The sequence below is a fragment of the Mangrovibacillus sp. Mu-81 genome (assembly GCF_036867415.1).
In the GTDB taxonomy this organism is placed as follows: Bacteria; Bacillota; Bacilli; order Bacillales; family Bacillaceae_B; genus Rossellomorea.
The window spans coordinates 172,113-188,601 of the sequence record NZ_JBAJHU010000002.1; the positions used below are offsets into that span (position 1 = coordinate 172,113).

Sequence of the window (16,489 nt, forward strand, 5' to 3'; positions counted from 1 at the left end):
ATGCCCCTCACCCTTCGATGATCCGTGTCAGCCTGGCAACCAGGTCCTCGATTTTTTCATCCTTCATCCGGTAACTGACCGGGTTGGCGATCAATCTCGATGTGATATCCACGATCGTTTCATATTCGACGAGTCCGTTTTCCTTCAGTGTTCTTCCGGTTGAAACGATGTCTACGATTCTGTCGGCAAGGCCGATCAGCGGGGCAAGCTCGATGGAACCGTTGAGCTTGATGATTTCCACCTGTTCCCCCTGCTCACGGAAATAGGAAGAGGCGACGTTCGGATATTTGGTCGCGATTTTCGGAGCGACATCACTCATTTTTGTCCCGGGAAGTCCGGCGACGGCCAGATAGCAGCCGCTGATTTTCAAATCAAGCAGCTCGTACACGTTCCGTTCTTCTTCAAGCATCACGTCTTTCCCGGCTATCCCCAAATCCGCAACACCGTGTTCGACATATGTCGGGACATCCATCGGTTTTGCTAAAATAAATCGAAGATCCTCCTGCGGCACCTCGATGATCAGTTTTCTTGATTCATCAAATTCCGGGGGCAGATCATAATCGGCTTTCCTTAACAGTTCGACCGCTTCTTCAAAAATCCTGCCCTTCGGCATCGCAATTGTTAAGCCGCTCATCGGTTGTCACCACCATTCCCGTTCCGCTCCTGTCCAACAACGAAATGTACATTGCTGAATCCTTTTGTGAATTCATCCACGTCACCGACACCTTTCCAGTTCTGCAGGACGACTCCTTTTCCCTCGCTTCTGAGTTCAGACGCGAGTGCGATCGCTTCTTTTCTGCGTTCGTCACTGAACAGCACGCACTCCCCGCTTGATGAGGTTAGTTCGATTTGCATGGCTTCGAGTACATAGTCAAGGCGCATTCCGAAACCGGTCGCCCCCGAATGTTTGCCGAACTTCTCAAGCAGTTTGTCGTAGCGGCCGCCATTTCCGATCGCGAATCCGACATTTTCGCCGTACACTTCGAACAGAATGCCTGAGTAGTAGCTCATATGACTGACGAGGCTGAGATCGAATTTAATATATTTTTCGACTCCGTAGTCCTGTAGAATGTTCCACAATTCCTTGAGTTGTTCGAGGGCGTGAAGACCTTTTTCACCTTCTAACAGGGAGTGGGCTTCTCCGAATACGTGGTCCGACCCCCGCAGTGTCAGAAATCTGCACAACCGTTGTTTATCTATCGACGAAAGCGTCAGTTCATTGACATGCTGACGATAGCCGACGTAGTTCTTTTCATAAAGGAATCGTCTCAGTGTATCTGCCCGTTCTTCTGTCCCGACGATTTGCGTGAACAGCTCTTGTACAAATCCGATATGCCCGATCGAAATCTTAAAGTGTTCGAGTCCCGCTTCTTTTAGGACGGACACCATCAGGGCAATCACCTCGGCATCCGCACTCACGGAATCATCCCCGATGCATTCTATGCCGACCTGTTCGAATTCCGCCGGCCGGCCGCCTTCCCGCTGCTGTGCGCGAAAAACGCTGTCGGAGTAGGCAAGTCTGAGCGGCGCCCGGTCCTTCAATAGTTTTGATGCGGCTATCCGTGCGATCGGTGCCGTCATATCCGGTCTCAATACAAGCGTGTGTCCCTGCTGATCAAGCAGTTTGAAGAGCTGCCGGTCGAGGATGGCGGAAGCGTCCCCCACCGTTTCGTAATACTCGAGCGACGGTGTCTCGATGAATTTATACCCCCAGCGCTTCATTGCATCTTCCATTTTCCTTTTCGTCTGATCTTTTATCTCATATAAATCAGGAAATGTATCTCTCATTCCCAATGGCTTCTCGAACATGAATAGCTTTGTCATAAGAACCACCTTTGGCAAATTAAATATTGAGTTATTGTCCCCTATCACAAGGGCTATTACTAATAGTTGATTATTCCGAAATCCTTTAGTTCGCTAATGTGCTAATAAAATAAAGTTATTAGTAGTGTAGCTTTTCTTCTTTTATTCGTCAACCGTTGTGCGGGGATTTTTTTGGGGGATGGAGGTGGTCGAGAGAACATACGGCTGGTGGTAAAGTTTACAGGGAAGCAGTGTTCAGAGGTTTTGATATAAGTGTACTTGTCTGAGGTTTTTCGACAAAGTGGCGCAATTAATGAAATTCTTGCGCAATAAACCCAAACGAAGCGCAATTATCTGGATTCCGGCGCAATAAATTTTTTTCTCGCGCAATTCCTGTAAATCCGGCTCAATTATCAATAAAAGCTGCGCAATACGTTCATTTCCACCCAAGCAATACCTGCTCACAACCCATTTAGAGCACACTTCCAGAATGAAAATGAGACTCGTTTGTCATTTTTGAAACCGTAAGTGAGCGCAATAAGTCAATTTTCATAATTAACTGCCCTTTCTTTATTAAAAACAAAAAAGACAAAAACAGATCTTTGCAATCTATCTTTGTCTTTTCCCCTATTCTTTCATTTTCAATCCGCTTCTCATCTGGCGGCATGGTAATACCTTGTATTATCGATTTAGCCGATGCTCCAATACAGCATGATTCATCCTTCTCAACGCCATATCAATCCGTTCTTTCGGACAGGCAATGTTCATCCGGACGAAGGATCGGCCGCATTCGCCGAATTTGAAGCCTTCGTCGAATTTGACCCGGGCTTTTTCCAGGAAGAATGTACAAAGTTCTTCACCCGACATCCCCAGTTCACTGCAATCGATCCAGATCAGATGCGTTGCCTGTGGTTGAATGGCTTTCAGTTCTGGAAGATGCTGTTCTAAATAATTGGTGACGACCTTCTTATTTTCTTCAAGGACCATCAGCAGTTCGTTTAACCACGGTTCACCTTCTTCGTATGCTGCAATCGTTCCTTCAATCCCGAACACATTCGGTCTCATCAGGCCAAAGCCTGTCAGTTTCGCATTATATTTTTCCCTCAGTTCCTTGTTGGGAATGAGGAGAATGGAGGTTTGCAGGCCTGCGATATTAAAGGTTTTGCTTGGTGCTGCACAGAGGATGCTATTCTGTGACAAGCTTGCATCTGCTTTGTAAAGAGGCATATGCCCATGCCCTTTGTAGACCAGGTCACCATGCATCTCATCGGATATGATCCACAGGTCATTCCGTTTGGCGATCTCTCCGATTCTCTTAAGTTCTTCTTGCGACCACACTCTCCCAACCGGGTTGTGCGGACTGCAGAGAATGAGGATTTTCGTATTAGGCTGACTAGCCTTTTTTTCTAAATCGTCAAAATCTATCTTGTAAAATCCTTCTTCGTAAAGCAGTGTATTCCTGATGACGGAACATCCGTGATTCTCGATCGTACTGTAGAAAGGATAATAAACGGGGTCCTGGATGATGACACCGTCGCCCGGTTCGGTCAGTACGGACAGTAATACGTTTATTCCCGGTATGATTCCGGGGCTGAAGCAGATCCAATCTTTTTCGATCTCCATCTCGAAGCGCTTTTTCCACCAGGAAACGATCGATTCAAAATAGCGGTCGCTGAACGTCGTATATCCATAGATCCCATGCTGCGCTTTTTGATTGAGTGCCTCGACAATTGCCGGCGATACCTGAAAATCCATGTCTGCTATACACATCGGTATGACATCCTCTTCAGGAAACGACCATTTGACGGAGTGTGTGTTTGTTCTCTCGATGCAATCATTCCAATTCATATCCCATGCCCCCTGTTTGTCTCTATTCTTACTTTATAACAGATTGGAGGCGTAAAAAATAGCTAATTTCTATAAAAAGCACCAAAACAAAAAGGCAGAGACAGATTACCGTCTTTGCCTTCCTGTTCAGTCTTCTCTTTTCAACCCGTAGATTTCGTCTTTCTGCCAGCGTTCGGCAAGTTGTTCTTTGGTGTAGATGACACGCATGGGGTTTCCGCCGACGAAGGCTCCGGGTGGTACGTCTTTGTGGACGAGGGTGCCGGCTGAAACGATGGCCCCGTCCCCGATGCTGACGCCCGGCAAAATGGTCGTGTTCGCTCCGATCATGACTTCCGAGCCGATGTTGACGTCACCGAGACGGTACTCCTTGATCAGATACTCGTGTGCGAGGATCGTCGTGTTGTAGCCGATGACGGTGTTCCTGCCGACGGAAATCTTTTCAGGGAACATGACGTCGAGCATGACCATGAGGGCGAAGGATGTCTGGTCGCCGATGTTCATTCTCAGAAACGTCTTGTACAGCCAGTTTTTCATTCCGAGGAACGGAGTGTAACGGGCTGCCTGGATAACGATGAAGTTCTTCACGACTTTGATGAATGGCACGGTTTTATAGACATGCCAGAGTGAATTGCCTCCTGTTACCGGGTAGCGTGTCGTTTTTCTCATGCGGTCGGTACTCCGACCACCTCGAGTAAATCAGGCATTGTTTCAAGCATGAACTCCGGTTCGTATTGTGCAAGATGCTCTCGGCCTTTGGCACTCCAGGCGACTCCTGCCGAGAGGACGCCTGCATTTTTTCCGGCTAAAATGTCATGGTGATTGTCTCCGACCATGATTGCTTCCTGAGGAGACGAGCCCAATTCTTTCAGTGCTTTTTCGATCGGTTCTGGATGAGGTTTCGCGTTCTCCACTTCATCAAGGGTGATCACCACGTCAAAAAATGGACGGAGCTTCATCAGATCCAAGCCCTTCAATACGACATTTCGCACTTTCGTCGATACGATTGCCAGCTTATAACCTTGTTTATACAACGTTTCAACGGTTTCATAGACGCCTTCAAACTCGGTTACCAGCTCATCGTGATGTTCCTGGTTGTATGCACGGTAGTGGGCACACATTTCATCGACTTTTGCCGGGTTCAAGCCGCCGAATGATTCCTCGAGTGGAGGACCCATGAAGGGAAGCACGTCGATTTCTTTGTATTGATCCGGATAGTAGTGATTCAAGGTGTGAAGGAAGGAAGAGATAATCAGATCATTTGTATTGATCAGTGTTCCATCCAGGTCAAATAATACTGTTGTAATTTTGCTCATAATGTTTCTTCCTTTCTTTTTTTGCATCTGTTCGGTTCCAAATATACGCTACGATCATCGTCAATACGATCGCGGTGACAAGACGGATAATCAAGAGCGGCAGGACAGGGATACCAAGCGGGATGAAGATCAGCGTATCCTCGACCACTGCGTGGCAGGAGACAAGGAAGATGAAGGCAATCGTGACGTCCTTCTTGCTTACCCCGTCTTCTTTCACCGCCTGGATCATAACGCCCGCTCCATAGGCAAGGCCGATCACAAGGCCCGCCACCATCGTGGTCGACGTGTTGGCATTCATTCCGAGTGCCCGTGTCGCAGGTGCCAGCCATCGCGAAAAGACTTCCATCCATCCTAAATCCTTCATGATCTGGATGATGATCATGAGCGGGATGACGATCAATGCAAGCTGCAGCACACCGTAGCCGGCTTTTTCCAAGCCGAGTAACAGGATTTGCCCCCAGCCTTCAGGTTCTGCCTGCTGCGGGGGCATCATGCCGTATTTCGCCGTCTCGGATCCGCCGCTCCACATGAGGTTGATGATGAGCGCGGAGATGAGGGCCAACCCGACCCTGACCGTGACGATCAGCCAGATTTTCACGCCGACCTTTGCAGCCACCGTCGATTCAATCAGCAGATTATGGGAGAAAGACAGCATCACCGCTATGATGAAGACTTCTTTAACCGTCAAATCCAGTGACAGGATCCCCGCTATACCCGCATACAGATTCAGGAAATTTCCGAGGACAAGGGGAATGGCTGCATCACCCGAGAGGCCGATCATTTTCATGAAGGGCGATATTTTTTCCATCACCCAGGGCAGGACGGGCGTGTATTGCAGTACGAATACAATCAGTGTAATGGGAAAAATCACTTTCCCGAGGGACCATGTTGTCTTTAATCCTGTCAGTCCGCCATTTTTAATTGACGATATCCACATTCTCTCTTCTCCCCTTATTTTTTCTGTTAACGCCGGCTGAAAAGCGCGTGTTCGCTCCACCAGGTTATGGCAGATTTTTTATTTCAATGGTTTTTACACATTCACTTCTTCATTGCTTTTATCGTGATAGGCATGACGTGCCATGCCGGATTTCCTTCTATAAATGATGAGCGCTGCCGCCGCAATAACGAGAACGATTGAAATGACCTGTGCGATCCGTAACATTTCCGTAAGCATCAGGCTGTCCGTTCTCATTCCTTCTACGAAGAAGCGGCCGATCGAGTACCAGATAACATAGGAAAGGAATAATTCCCCGCGGCGGAGGTTCACTTTTCTTCGTAAAACGAGAAGAAGGATGAATCCCGCGATGTTCCATAATGATTCATACAGGAACGTCGGGTGGTAATAGGTCCCGTTTATGTACATCTGATCAATGATGAACCGAGGCAGATGAAGATTCTCCAGGAAGGCACGCGTGACTTCGCCTCCATGGGCTTCCTGGTTCATGAAGTTGCCCCAGCGGCCGATAGCCTGCCCAAGGATGATGCTCGGCGCCGCAATGTCAGCCAGCTTCCAGAAGGAAATCCCTTTGATTTTCGCAAAAACAAGAGCAGTGATCACGGATCCGATCAAGGCTCCATGTATCGCGATCCCGCCATTCCATACTTTGATGATATCCCCGGGATTCTGGGAATAGTAATCCCATTCGAAAATGACATAGTATGCCCTTGCAGACAGAATGGCGATCGGGATCGCCCAAACAAGTAAATCGACAAACGTATCAGGGTGCAGCCCGAGACGTTTGCTTTCTGATATCGCTAAATATAATCCGAGTGCAATTCCAAGTCCGATGATGACACCGTACCAGTGTACCTGCAGGGGTCCAAGCTGGAATGCGATCGGATCGATGGGTGTGATCGATTGATTCATTGTTTAGCTCCTTTGTTCATATTGGTGTGTTTCTATTAGATATCCTCGTTCACGCCGTCTTCTATGACTTCAGAGAGGCGGTTCGTGAACTGCTCGGCTGCATTCACACCCATCCGCTTCAGACGGAAGTTCATTGCGGCCACTTCAATGATGACCGCTAAATTCCGGCCCGGACGAACAGGTACTGTATATTTTGTAATCTCCGTATCAATGATTTTCATTTTCTCTTCTTCGAGGCCAAGACGATCATATTGTTTCTTCTGATCCCAAAGTTCAAGATTGATGCAGAGGGTGATGCGTTTATAGTTACGCACCGCACCGGCACCGAAGAGGGTCATGACATTGATGATGCCAAGTCCGCGGATTTCCAGTAAATGCTCGATCAAATCAGGTGAGGTCCCGATCAGGGTATCCATATCTTCCTGACGGATCTCAACGCAGTCATCCGCTACAAGGCGATGTCCCCGTTTCACCAGTTCGAGGGCTGTTTCACTTTTCCCGACTCCGCTCTTACCTGTGATCAGCACCCCGACCCCATAAATGTCGACGAGTACACCATGCACCGCTGTCGTCGGAGCAAGCTTGCTTTCGAGATAGTTGGTCAATCTCGAGGAAAAACGGGTGGTTTTCATGGACGAACGCATCACCGGCACGGATGTGCGGTCTGCCGCTTCCACAAGTTCATCCGGAATCTCCAGGTCGCGGGAAATGATGATGCCCGGTGTGATGTCCGTGCACAACGCTTCCATCCGCCTCTTTCGTTCTGATTCATCCAGGAGTTCCAGAAATGAAAGCTCGGTCTTCCCGAGCAGCTGGATCCGCTCTGCAGGATAATAGTTAAAGTAGCCGGCCATCTCGAGCCCGGGACGTGATATATCACTTGTGGTGATCGGTCTATGTAATCCTTCTTCTCCGCCGACAAGTTCCAAGTTGAATTTCTCTACTAGATCTTTCGTTCGAACCTTTGCCAAAGCAAGCTCCTCCTTCGATTCCCAGGACATTTCGTTCGCCCTTCGAATCTTTTCTACTCTTTCCTATTTTAGCAATTATGCGCAAAAGCGCAAGAGTGCCGACTGTGATGCACCGATTGTCGGGCCTTTAGTTTGGTGAAGCCACCCTGGCAATTTTGATGTTGCTAAAGAAAGAAGCGCAGTCCGGGGACTACGGGGAAGAATCTGCCAAAATAAGGGAAGAAGTTTCTCTTATTGAGGAAATAGCAAGAAATATAGGGTAAATAGAGGAAAACATTTCCTCTATTTACTCCAAAAGCATGAAAACGGACCATTTTACCTTCCTTAACGGAAATAACTTCCCTTATATCCCTAAACCTAGCCTTATTCTGCAAGATAACGGAAATAACTTCCCTTATTAAAACAATCAGAGGTTCCTCATAATTAAGGATAAAAAATATGTCTCTTCATTTATCTACTTCTCAAAAATCAACACCCAACCCCTGCTAGTTAAATCATTTGTAACAAACCAATGGGTATAACAGGTAGCATGCGAATTTTCATGCTGACAAAAACTTATGGCCCCATGTAAAAAGTGGTCGAAATCCAAACCCTATATATCAAAAAAAGAAGCAGTCTAATTCAGTTACGAATAAGACTGCTAATTGGTTGTATTCGAAATCCGTACCCATTTTCAGGGGACTACGCTTCTTTTATGAATGTTTCAATCGCGGTCATGATGCCTTTGTGGAGGTCCATGGAATTCAATACGTGAAAATCCTGTTCCAGACTGTGATTCGCCCCGGGGATCAGGTGAAGCTGAAGGTGAGGATTTGAGGATAGTTTCGTAAATCTTTCTTCGACGTAATGATGATCGCTGTCCCCTAAGAAACAAATCCCTGAGTGCCGGCTCTCCTTCAGCGTCTCATAAACGATTTCCTCTTTTAATAGAGGAGTCAGCCAAATGATTTTAGCATCTTTGAATTCTTTCCTGGAAAGTTCACCGCTCAAGGGGATGGTCCCAATGGACTTAGCTGCAAGATAATAAGCATCATAGGATGTGCCTTCCAGCACTTCATCGATGACTTTTTTGGAGTCGGTCATCATTGCCTCATCGAACTCCGAATCTGTTAAATCGTTATATTCCTTCGAGCTGTATTGATAATTAATATGCAGTACAGCGATGTTTTCATGTAAAAAGATACCTGTCGGATAATGCATGAGCGGCCCTTGCACCGTGTAGCCTTGCCCCGGGAACATGATGGCCAGTCCCTTTGGATGATCCGTTGTGCTTAACAGGGTGTACGGGACCTCCAATCCTTTATATCCCTCAATAGATGATGATGTTATATTCATCTGTGATTCCTCCTCTTTTCCAACTATTTCTAGCTAAGGAGGTGGAAATCCTTTTTACAAAAGAAAAACCCCGGCCAGAGTGACCGGAGCTTATCTTTCTTTTTTCGGTTTGAACACAGTGTTTTGGATAACCAGATTGGCAAGAGCAAGAATGATCGATGCAAGAAAAGCCATTCCGAAACCTGATAATTCAAAGGCATCCCCCATGATTCCGTCCGTCAGAAGCAGGGTGACTGCGTTGATGACGAACAGAAACAATCCCAGTGTCAGGATGGTCACCGGCAGGGTCAGGATGATGAGGATCGGCCGGATCAACCCGTTCAGGATCGATAAGATGAAGCTTGCGATAACAGCCGCCCCGAAACTGGATACATTGAACCCATCAAAAAAACCTGCCAATGCCACAAAAATCACTGCGTTGATTAATATACCAACAATCCATCTCATTATCTGATGGCTTCCTCCTCATTCGGCAGCACAAAGGCCATTAAGCCGTAAACGACGACCAGCGGAAAGAATCCTGTCGGAATCAATAATATGATGAAGATCACTCGCAGAATGGTCGCATCAATACCTGTAAATCGGGATAATCCGCCGATCACTCCGGCTAATTTTCGATTGGACCTTGAGCGCGCTAATTGTCTTTTCATAGAAAAACCCTTCTTTCTCATCTTATGCGTTGTCCTTCTTAACATTCTTCCCCCCGTCCTTTTTTATGAGGAAAGAATCGCAAAAAGATGAAGCTTGGGCAAAGGTGTCCGGTACTGATCGCAGACCGGTCCTTTCCACCATGGATATACATGCACATCTTTTTAGTAAGGACAACGTTCGTATAGTACATTTATTCCCCTCTGCACCACACTTAAACGATAAAGGCATTTCTTATACGTTATCCGCTTTCCTGTCTTCCGTCTTCTTAATAAGGACAGAACCCGTCTTCGTTTCCGCAAACAGATGAAGCTTTTCTTCGGCATCAGTTTTCCGGTTGAAGCGAATATGCTTTTGAACGACATCATTCTTTTCTTCGACGACGTCGATGCCTTCAAGCTCCATCTTGAATCCTCCGAAGTTGGATTTCGCTTCCCCCGAAATGTTGATGCGGGACGGTACATAGATATCGACACTTCCCGTTACCGTTTTGGCATGCAGCGTGTCGGCTTTGTCTCCGGTCAGGACGCAGACGATGTTCCCGTTCAGCGATTGTGCATCTGTATACTGGATATCGCCTTCGACCTGAACCTTCCCATTGATCGATTCAGCTTCGATTTTTTCAGCTTTGGCGTTCTCAACCGTGATTGCTCCGTTCGATGTCTCCACTTCTGCTTTCTTGCTGGTCAAATGGTCGATCTGGATTTTCCCGTTGGCTGATTTCGCCCGGAAGTAGTCGGCCTCGATATGATCAGCCTTCAGACCGCCGTTGAACAGCCGCACGGAAATCTTCTCATACTGATGCTTCGGTATATATAACTTCGAATCCACCTTCATCCACTTCAGCTGGGTGGAGAAATAGAGTGTTTCTTCATCAACCGCAAACGAGGTGTTCTCCATGAATTGCTTGCGCGCTTCTTCACGGTCTTCCGTGCGGTACACTTTCGCCTGGCACTCGACCCTTACTTCTTCACCATCCCATGGAATAAGTTCCACTTTCCCGTTTGCCACATCCACATCCACCTTTTTGAAGGCCGTGTCAGGCTGCTGGAAAACGTGTGATACTTCGACTGACTGGTTCCACTGGAAATCGAAGTCGAAGTTCTTTATTTTAGAAAAAGCGGTATTCATGAAATCCAGGAGTTTATCCTTTGTTTTATCTGTTTTATAGCCATGGCTTCTGTCGCCTTTTTTCTCTTCTTGAAAAATGGATACGAATTCATCAAGGAAATCCTTTTCTTTTCCCTTTGATGGTTCAGTTTTCTTGTCAAGTGCTTCCAGGAGTGTCAATGCTTCCTGTGCAGTGAGCGTCCCTTTTTCCACCATATCAAGAATTCGTTTGCGTTCTTCATTCATAACGTTTCATCCCCTTATCAATTTGTTCATTACAGAAGTACTTTGATTCCTTTGTAGACGTTCCAAATGACGATGATGATATTGATCAATATAAACAGGCCGACCGTCACCAGTAAAAAGATCGGAAGTCCTGAGCCTGTTGCAAAAATTCCTATATCCAAAAAGATTCCTGCGAACAGGAACGGAATCGCGATGATCGGTATGATGTGAGAAAGCAGTGCCGCTTTGGCATCTTTCTTTACATGCGGGTTCTCTGCTACGAAATAAACGATGATTGGAAAGATAAATCCTGCAAAAAATATACTAAAATAGCAAAGCGCTGATAATACCTTGTTGGTCTCCATCTTCATCATCTCCTTTACTATTATTTACGATACGTTTCCCAAAAGGTTTCATTCTCAAAAAATTCCTTCTATGATCATTTTCTCACAGGACATCTTTTGTTTTACTCCATCTTAGGTCTGAGTTTTAGTGGGTTCGGGGGCGTGTTTTAGACGATGGTACGATGATAAAAATAAAAAAAGTTACATTCCGACTGTTGAAATGTAACTTTTTTTGATGCTATTCACCCTGCTGCTCTTCCATCTTTATCTCCTTCAAGTGAGCTTCTGCTTCTTCGATCGATTTGAAATTATTGACATCAGTCACTTCCACTCCATCTGTTTCGACTGCTACAAATCCATCGGAAGACTGAAGTATGTGAGCTTTTATTTCTTTGTTGTCTCTCACATTATATTTCTTCAAAAGTGCTGTCTTGCCTTTTTCCTCCATCGCTGTAAGTTCTGCAGCATAAGAATCAATGCTCATACCTGCTTGAATCCGCTCTTCTAACTTTTTACTTGTGAGCAGATCTTCTCCCACATCATCCTTTTCCTCTGCTTTTTCCGGCTCTTCAGTGGTTTCAGTGGCATTCTCTTCCTGTGGCTCGTCGCTTTCTGAACCGCACGCCGCAAGTAAGGGAAATGAGAAAAGAAGAATGCCGATAACAAGTAATTTCCTCATAAAATACTCCTTTCTTTTATTCACGAAATACTTCTCATATATTATTTATCCTGCTGTATTTCTGTTAAACATGATAGATAGGGAACATCCCTCGTTGGAGGGGATAATTACAGCAGACAAATAGATCAGTAGATATACTGCAATAAAAAAGCCTGCAGACAACGTTCCATCTGCAAGCTTTCATATTTATTGTCTATTGCCCCTGCCGGTCTTTGAACTCCTGCCGGATCTCCCCCAAAAGTGCTGAATCTGTCAAAAGTTCATATCCCGTCAACGCGAGTGCCTTCGCTCCTGTCAGCAGCGCCCGGTCACCCTCGGGGGACTTGGCGGCTTCCCTGAATTCGTTGGTATGGACGACGAGTGATTCGGGGCCGATTTTAATGTATGGGTGGATGGTCGGGACCAGCCGGCTGACGTTTCCGGCGTCTGAAGAACCGAGTCCTTTGCGTTCGGTTTCATCAAAAAACTCTCCAAGTGACTCGATCGATTGCTGGAACACTTTATCAAAACGGCGGTTCAGCTGGAAATGATCGACTTCGTTTTGTATTTTGATGATGTTGACTTCTGTACCGGTGGCAAGAGCCGCTCCTTCAGCGACGGCTTTTACTTTTTTCGTGACTTCATTGCATGCTTCCCGCGTGGCTGCCCGGATATAGAAACGGGCTTTCGCATAGTCGGGGACGATGTTTGGTGCGTCTCCCCCATGGGTGATGACCCCGTGAATCCTTACGTCATCGGTCACGTGCTGGCGGAGGGCGTTGATGCCGTTGAACAGCTGAATGACCCCATCGAGGGCATTGATGCCGTCTTCGGGAGACGCTGCTGCATGGGCGGAGCGTCCTTTAAATTCAAAGTCCAGTGGATCGACTGCAAGCGTCTTCCCTGTCAGCGTTGTCCGGTTGTATGGATGTACCATCAGGCAGGCATCCACACCATGGAACAAGCCGGCATTCACAAAACTTCCTTTCGCACTGCCGTTCGGTCCCCCTTCTTCCGCGGGGGTGCCGAATACGACGACTTCACCGCCTGTTTCTTCAAGAGCGGATGCGAGGGAGATGGCCGCTCCGCAGCTTGCCGTCCCGATGATGTTATGACCGCATGCATGCCCGAGTCCCGGAAGTGCGTCATATTCAGCCAGGTATCCAATGACCGGTCCTTCTTTCCCTGAAGATTTCCGGGCGATGAATGCTGTTTCATGTCCCGCCACTCCCCGTTCGATTGAGAATCCGTGCGCTGCCAGCAGGGTGGTGAGCGTTTCTGAAGCAAAGAATTCTTCATTTCCGATTTCCGGTTTGTCGTGGATTTGATGGCTGATTGATACGAGTTTTACAGCCAGTTGATCCACTGCTGAGACGATGTTCTTTTTACGATCGGCGACTGCGGTTGTCTGACTCATATCTTTTCCCTCCTAATGTAATTCACTGACCGGCACAAATGTCGGAATCAGGGAATCTTTATATGTTTCTTTGATGTGTTCTGCTACGTCATCTTCCTGATAAAGCTCGACGATTTTTTTATACGTTTTGTTGTCTTTGTCTTTTTCCTGTGCGGCGATGATATTGATGAACGGCTTTGATTCTGCGCCTTCGATGTAGATGCTGTCCTCAACCGGCACAAATCCTGCTTCCACCGCCACACCGTTATTAATGATGGATGCCGCTACATCCGGCAGTACCCTTGGTGTTTGTGCAGCGACTACCTGTGTGAACTCCAGATTCTTTGGATTTTCTTTGATTGCTTCCAATCCCTGTGACTGATCAAACCCTTCTTCAAGCTTGATCAAACCTGCTTCCTCCAACAGAAGCAGGGCGCGTCCCAGGTTTGTCGCTTCTTGCGGCACCGCCACTTTACTGCCTTCAGGGATGTCTTCCACCGATTTATATTTTTCGGAGTAGATTCCCATTGGTGCGATGATTGTCGTCCCGATCGGTACGAGGTCCAGATTATGTTCTTTTACAAAAGAGTCAAAGTACGAAATCGTCTGGAACGCATTCAGGTCGATATCCCCGTCTGCCAATGCCTGATTCGGTCTTACATAATCGGCAAACTCGACAATCTCGATTTCAATGCCTTCTTTGGCAGCTTTTTCTTTCATATAGTCCCAAATCGGTACGCCCGATCCGTTCACACCGACTTTTACCACTTTTTTATCTGCTGAACCGGAGGCACTGTCTCCCGAGCATCCGCTCAAAACGAGGGTGAATAATAATATGGCGATACTGGCTAAACTGATTGATTTTTTCATGATATTCTCTCCTATCTTCTTCTGATGACTTTCGATAATGTATTTCCCGCGGTCTGAAGACCTTGGACCATCACGATTAGTATAATGACGGTCACGATCATGACGGATGTTTCAAATCTCTGATAGCCATATGCGATGGCGAGGTCGCCGAGTCCTCCGCCGCCGACTGCCCCGGCCATGGCCGACGCCCCGACCAGCCCGATGGTCGCAATCGTGATATTGAGGACCAGTGTACTCAGGGCTTCCGGAATGAGGATCCCGAAGATGATCTGCCAAGGACCTGCACCCATGGATTCCGCTGCTTCTATCACGCCCGGCTCCACTTCTAGGAGCGAGCTCTCTACTAGTCTGGCAATATACGGTGCCGCAAACACGACAAGGGGGACAACCGCCGCAGCCGTTCCGATCGAGGTTCCCACTACCAATCTTGTAAATGGGATGATCGCCACCATCAAGATGATGAACGGAACCGAACGGAACACGTTGATGATGCTGCTCAGCACGGAGAAAATCGCTTTATTCTCAAGTAAATGACCCTTCCTGGTGACGACGACGATGATGCCGAGCGGAAGCCCGATCAATGTGGCAAATAACAATGAGAACGAGACCATCGCCACTGTATCCCACGTAGCTTCAATGATTCTCGGCCAAAATAACTCCCAATTAACTTGCACGTTTCTCCACCTCACTCACGAATAGCCGCTTCTGCCAATACTGTAAAATCTCTTCCGTTTCCTTCTCACTTCCAATGATCTGTACGATGAGATTCCCAAACGGCTTCCCTTGAAGCTCTGTGATCTGCCCGAATAATACATTGATGTGGGCACTGAAAGCTTTTGCCGTTTCGGATAAAATCGGTACGCCGGTAGAATCTCCTTTGAAAATCAAGCGGCAAATGCGCCCTTGTTTACTGTCATTCAATTTATCGAGTACCGACGCCGGCAGCTGATCGTTCATGACGCTCTTCACGAAATTTCTCGTCGTTGGGGTCTGAGGATTGGAAAAGATATCGAAGACGCTTCCTTCCTCGACGATTTCCCCATTCTCCATCACCGCCACTTTGTCACAGATTTCGCGGATCACCTGCATTTCATGGGTGATCATCACAATCGTGATGCCGTACTCTTTGTTGATACGTTTCAGCAGGTTCAGGATCGATTCCGTCGTTTGCGGATCGAGGGCTGATGTCGCCTCGTCACAAAGCAGGATTGAAGGGGATGTTGCCAATGCCCTTGCAATACCCACCCTTTGCTTCTGTCCGCCAGACAGTTCATCAGGATAGTGCTTCGCTTTGTCTTCAAGCCCGACAAATGCCAATAATTCTTGTACTCTCTGATTGATTTTTTCCTTCGGCCATTTTGCCAGTTTCAGAGGATAGGCGATATTCCCCGAAACGGTCCGGGACTGAAACAGATTAAAATGCTGAAAGATCATCCCGATCCGGTGGCGTTCTTTCCTGAGATCGGCCGCCGACTGCTCTTTTAGGCTGCGGTCTTCGATCAAAACATCTCCGGAGGTCGGCTTTTCCAAATGATTGAGGCAGCGGACGAGTGTGCTTTTCCCGGCGCCGCTGAATCCGATGACCCCATATATTTCTCCCTTTTCCACCTGGAAGGATACATCCTTCAACGCAGTGAACGGTCCATCCTTCGTTTCAAATACTTTCGTAACATTCTGAACTCTGATCATACAGGTGTTGCTCCTCTCTCTATGAATCTTCTTGATGCCGGCAGGTAAGGACATGGATGAAAATAAAAAGTGCCCCCCTTCATAAGAAGAGAGGCACAAATATGTATATGTCCCGCTCTTCTCATCTTTCAAGTCACGTGACTTGATGGAATTGGCACGGTATTCATAAAGAACCCGTTGCCGAGGTATCGCAGGGCCAGTCCCTCCACCTCTCTGGATAAGAAGATATCGCTTTATTAAATTAAAATAGTGCTGTAATTAAGTATTATGGTAATGGTAAAAGATTCTGGTTGAATTGTCAATCATGAATTTGAAGATTGTTGACTTTTCATTCCGCTGTTGATTTCCGTGCAAGACTTCGCTATGCGGGTAGTTGGTGAATTCTTAATAAAAGCAAAAAAAGAGCAGGAGG

18 protein-coding genes and 1 riboswitch are annotated in these 16,489 nt (G+C 47.0%); all 18 genes read right to left on the reverse strand.

The features are described from left to right. Window positions 1-7: 7 nt before the first annotated feature. The 18 genes from hisG to V6B33_RS04665 all read right to left on the reverse strand — a co-directional run bounded on the left by hisG (window position 8) and on the right by V6B33_RS04665 (window position 16,077). Entirely contained in the window at window positions 8-634 is a 627-nt protein-coding gene (gene hisG, locus V6B33_RS04580; protein ID WP_334216567.1) for an ATP phosphoribosyltransferase, read from the reverse strand. Next, the gene (locus V6B33_RS04585; protein WP_334216568.1) at window positions 631-1,824 is read right to left on the reverse strand and encodes an ATP phosphoribosyltransferase regulatory subunit; all 1,194 of its coding nucleotides are present in this window, start codon (window positions 1,822-1,824) and stop codon (window positions 631-633) included. The genes hisG and V6B33_RS04585 overlap by 4 nt, the downstream gene beginning before the upstream one ends. A 660-nt stretch (window positions 1,825-2,484) precedes the next feature. Beyond that, window positions 2,485-3,651: a MalY/PatB family protein gene (locus V6B33_RS04590; protein WP_334216569.1), complete on the reverse strand. Its 1,167-nt coding sequence runs from the start codon at window positions 3,649-3,651 to the stop codon at window positions 2,485-2,487. A gap of 126 nt (window positions 3,652-3,777) precedes the next feature. Beyond that, window positions 3,778-4,317, reverse strand: coding sequence for an acyltransferase (locus tag V6B33_RS04595; RefSeq protein ID WP_334216570.1), 540 nt, complete (start codon window positions 4,315-4,317; stop codon window positions 3,778-3,780). After that, window positions 4,314-4,964 (reverse strand): pyrophosphatase PpaX, encoded by a 651-nt coding sequence (ppaX, locus tag V6B33_RS04600; RefSeq protein ID WP_334216571.1) that lies wholly within the window; start codon window positions 4,962-4,964, stop codon window positions 4,314-4,316. Before ppaX ends, V6B33_RS04595 begins: the two co-directional genes overlap by 4 nt. Beyond that, window positions 4,936-5,901 carry a nucleoside recognition domain-containing protein gene (locus V6B33_RS04605; RefSeq protein ID WP_334216572.1) on the reverse strand — a complete coding sequence of 322 codons (966 nt, stop codon included), beginning with the start codon at window positions 5,899-5,901 and terminating at the stop codon, window positions 4,936-4,938. Before V6B33_RS04605 ends, ppaX begins: the two co-directional genes overlap by 29 nt. A gap of 93 nt (window positions 5,902-5,994) precedes the next feature. Further along, window positions 5,995-6,831 carry a prolipoprotein diacylglyceryl transferase gene (gene lgt / locus V6B33_RS04610; protein WP_334216573.1) on the reverse strand — a complete coding sequence of 279 codons (837 nt, stop codon included), beginning with the start codon at window positions 6,829-6,831 and terminating at the stop codon, window positions 5,995-5,997. A gap of 35 nt (window positions 6,832-6,866) precedes the next feature. After that, window positions 6,867-7,802, reverse strand: a complete 936-nt coding sequence (gene hprK, locus V6B33_RS04615) for an HPr(Ser) kinase/phosphatase (protein WP_334216574.1) — start codon at window positions 7,800-7,802, stop codon at window positions 6,867-6,869. Window positions 7,803-8,483: 681 nt separating this feature from the next. Then, on the reverse strand, window positions 8,484-9,137 hold the full coding sequence (locus tag V6B33_RS04620; RefSeq protein WP_334216575.1) for an alpha/beta hydrolase: 654 nt from the start codon (window positions 9,135-9,137) through the stop codon (window positions 8,484-8,486). A 90-nt stretch (window positions 9,138-9,227) separates the two neighbouring features. Continuing rightward, window positions 9,228-9,584 carry a phage holin family protein gene (locus V6B33_RS04625; protein WP_334216576.1) on the reverse strand — a complete coding sequence of 119 codons (357 nt, stop codon included), beginning with the start codon at window positions 9,582-9,584 and terminating at the stop codon, window positions 9,228-9,230. Beyond that, window positions 9,584-9,787, reverse strand: coding sequence for a PspC domain-containing protein (locus V6B33_RS04630; protein WP_334216577.1), 204 nt, complete (start codon window positions 9,785-9,787; stop codon window positions 9,584-9,586). The genes V6B33_RS04625 and V6B33_RS04630 overlap by 1 nt, the downstream gene beginning before the upstream one ends. Before the next feature lie 232 nt (window positions 9,788-10,019). Beyond that, on the reverse strand, window positions 10,020-11,141 hold the full coding sequence (locus V6B33_RS04635; RefSeq protein WP_334216578.1) for a DUF4097 domain-containing protein: 1,122 nt from the start codon (window positions 11,139-11,141) through the stop codon (window positions 10,020-10,022). 29 nt (window positions 11,142-11,170) lie between these two features. Beyond that, window positions 11,171-11,485 carry a DUF4870 domain-containing protein gene (locus tag V6B33_RS04640; RefSeq protein ID WP_334216579.1) on the reverse strand — a complete coding sequence of 105 codons (315 nt, stop codon included), beginning with the start codon at window positions 11,483-11,485 and terminating at the stop codon, window positions 11,171-11,173. 217 nt (window positions 11,486-11,702) lie between these two features. Then, window positions 11,703-12,143, reverse strand: coding sequence for a hypothetical protein (locus V6B33_RS04645; RefSeq protein WP_334216580.1), 441 nt, complete (start codon window positions 12,141-12,143; stop codon window positions 11,703-11,705). A gap of 193 nt (window positions 12,144-12,336) precedes the next feature. Further along, complete coding sequence (locus V6B33_RS04650; protein ID WP_334216581.1) at window positions 12,337-13,539, reverse strand: M20 family metallopeptidase; 1,203 nt, start codon at window positions 13,537-13,539, stop codon at window positions 12,337-12,339. Window positions 13,540-13,551: 12 nt separating this feature from the next. Continuing rightward, on the reverse strand, window positions 13,552-14,388 hold the full coding sequence (locus V6B33_RS04655) for a MetQ/NlpA family ABC transporter substrate-binding protein (protein ID WP_334216582.1): 837 nt from the start codon (window positions 14,386-14,388) through the stop codon (window positions 13,552-13,554). 11 nt (window positions 14,389-14,399) lie between these two features. Next, complete coding sequence (locus V6B33_RS04660; protein ID WP_334216583.1) at window positions 14,400-15,062, reverse strand: methionine ABC transporter permease; 663 nt, start codon at window positions 15,060-15,062, stop codon at window positions 14,400-14,402. Continuing rightward, window positions 15,052-16,077, reverse strand: a complete 1,026-nt coding sequence (locus tag V6B33_RS04665) for a methionine ABC transporter ATP-binding protein (RefSeq protein WP_334216584.1) — start codon at window positions 16,075-16,077, stop codon at window positions 15,052-15,054. Before V6B33_RS04665 ends, V6B33_RS04660 begins: the two co-directional genes overlap by 11 nt. Before the next feature lie 118 nt (window positions 16,078-16,195). Continuing rightward, window positions 16,196-16,301, reverse strand: a riboswitch (SAM riboswitch). Window positions 16,302-16,489 lie beyond the last annotated feature (188 nt).

Bases quoted from the DNA above. Each gene is read 5' to 3' on its own strand.
- V6B33_RS04635 (WP_334216578.1), bottom strand. From the start codon at position 11,141: ATGAATGAAGAACGCAAACGAATTCTTGATATGGTGGAAAAAGGGACG.
- V6B33_RS04590 (WP_334216569.1), bottom strand. From the start codon at position 3,651: ATGAATTGGAATGATTGCATCGAGAGAACAAACACACACTCCGTCAAA.
- V6B33_RS04620 (WP_334216575.1), bottom strand. From the start codon at position 9,137: ATGAATATAACATCATCATCTATTGAGGGATATAAAGGATTGGAGGTC.
- V6B33_RS04630 (WP_334216577.1), bottom strand. From the start codon at position 9,787: ATGAAAAGACAATTAGCGCGCTCAAGGTCCAATCGAAAATTAGCCGGA.
- lgt (WP_334216573.1), bottom strand. From the start codon at position 6,831: ATGAATCAATCGATCACACCCATCGATCCGATCGCATTCCAGCTTGGA.
- V6B33_RS04645 (WP_334216580.1), bottom strand. From the start codon at position 12,143: ATGAGGAAATTACTTGTTATCGGCATTCTTCTTTTCTCATTTCCCTTA.
- V6B33_RS04655 (WP_334216582.1), bottom strand. From the start codon at position 14,388: ATGAAAAAATCAATCAGTTTAGCCAGTATCGCCATATTATTATTCACC.
- V6B33_RS04595 (WP_334216570.1), bottom strand. From the start codon at position 4,317: ATGAGAAAAACGACACGCTACCCGGTAACAGGAGGCAATTCACTCTGG.
- hisG (WP_334216567.1), bottom strand. From the start codon at position 634: ATGAGCGGCTTAACAATTGCGATGCCGAAGGGCAGGATTTTTGAAGAA.
- V6B33_RS04640 (WP_334216579.1), bottom strand. From the start codon at position 11,485: ATGGAGACCAACAAGGTATTATCAGCGCTTTGCTATTTTAGTATATTT.
- ppaX (WP_334216571.1), bottom strand. From the start codon at position 4,964: ATGAGCAAAATTACAACAGTATTATTTGACCTGGATGGAACACTGATC.
- V6B33_RS04625 (WP_334216576.1), bottom strand. From the start codon at position 9,584: ATGAGATGGATTGTTGGTATATTAATCAACGCAGTGATTTTTGTGGCA.
- V6B33_RS04605 (WP_334216572.1), bottom strand. From the start codon at position 5,901: ATGTGGATATCGTCAATTAAAAATGGCGGACTGACAGGATTAAAGACA.
- V6B33_RS04585 (WP_334216568.1), bottom strand. From the start codon at position 1,824: ATGACAAAGCTATTCATGTTCGAGAAGCCATTGGGAATGAGAGATACA.
- V6B33_RS04665 (WP_334216584.1), bottom strand. From the start codon at position 16,077: ATGATCAGAGTTCAGAATGTTACGAAAGTATTTGAAACGAAGGATGGA.
- V6B33_RS04650 (WP_334216581.1), bottom strand. From the start codon at position 13,539: ATGAGTCAGACAACCGCAGTCGCCGATCGTAAAAAGAACATCGTCTCA.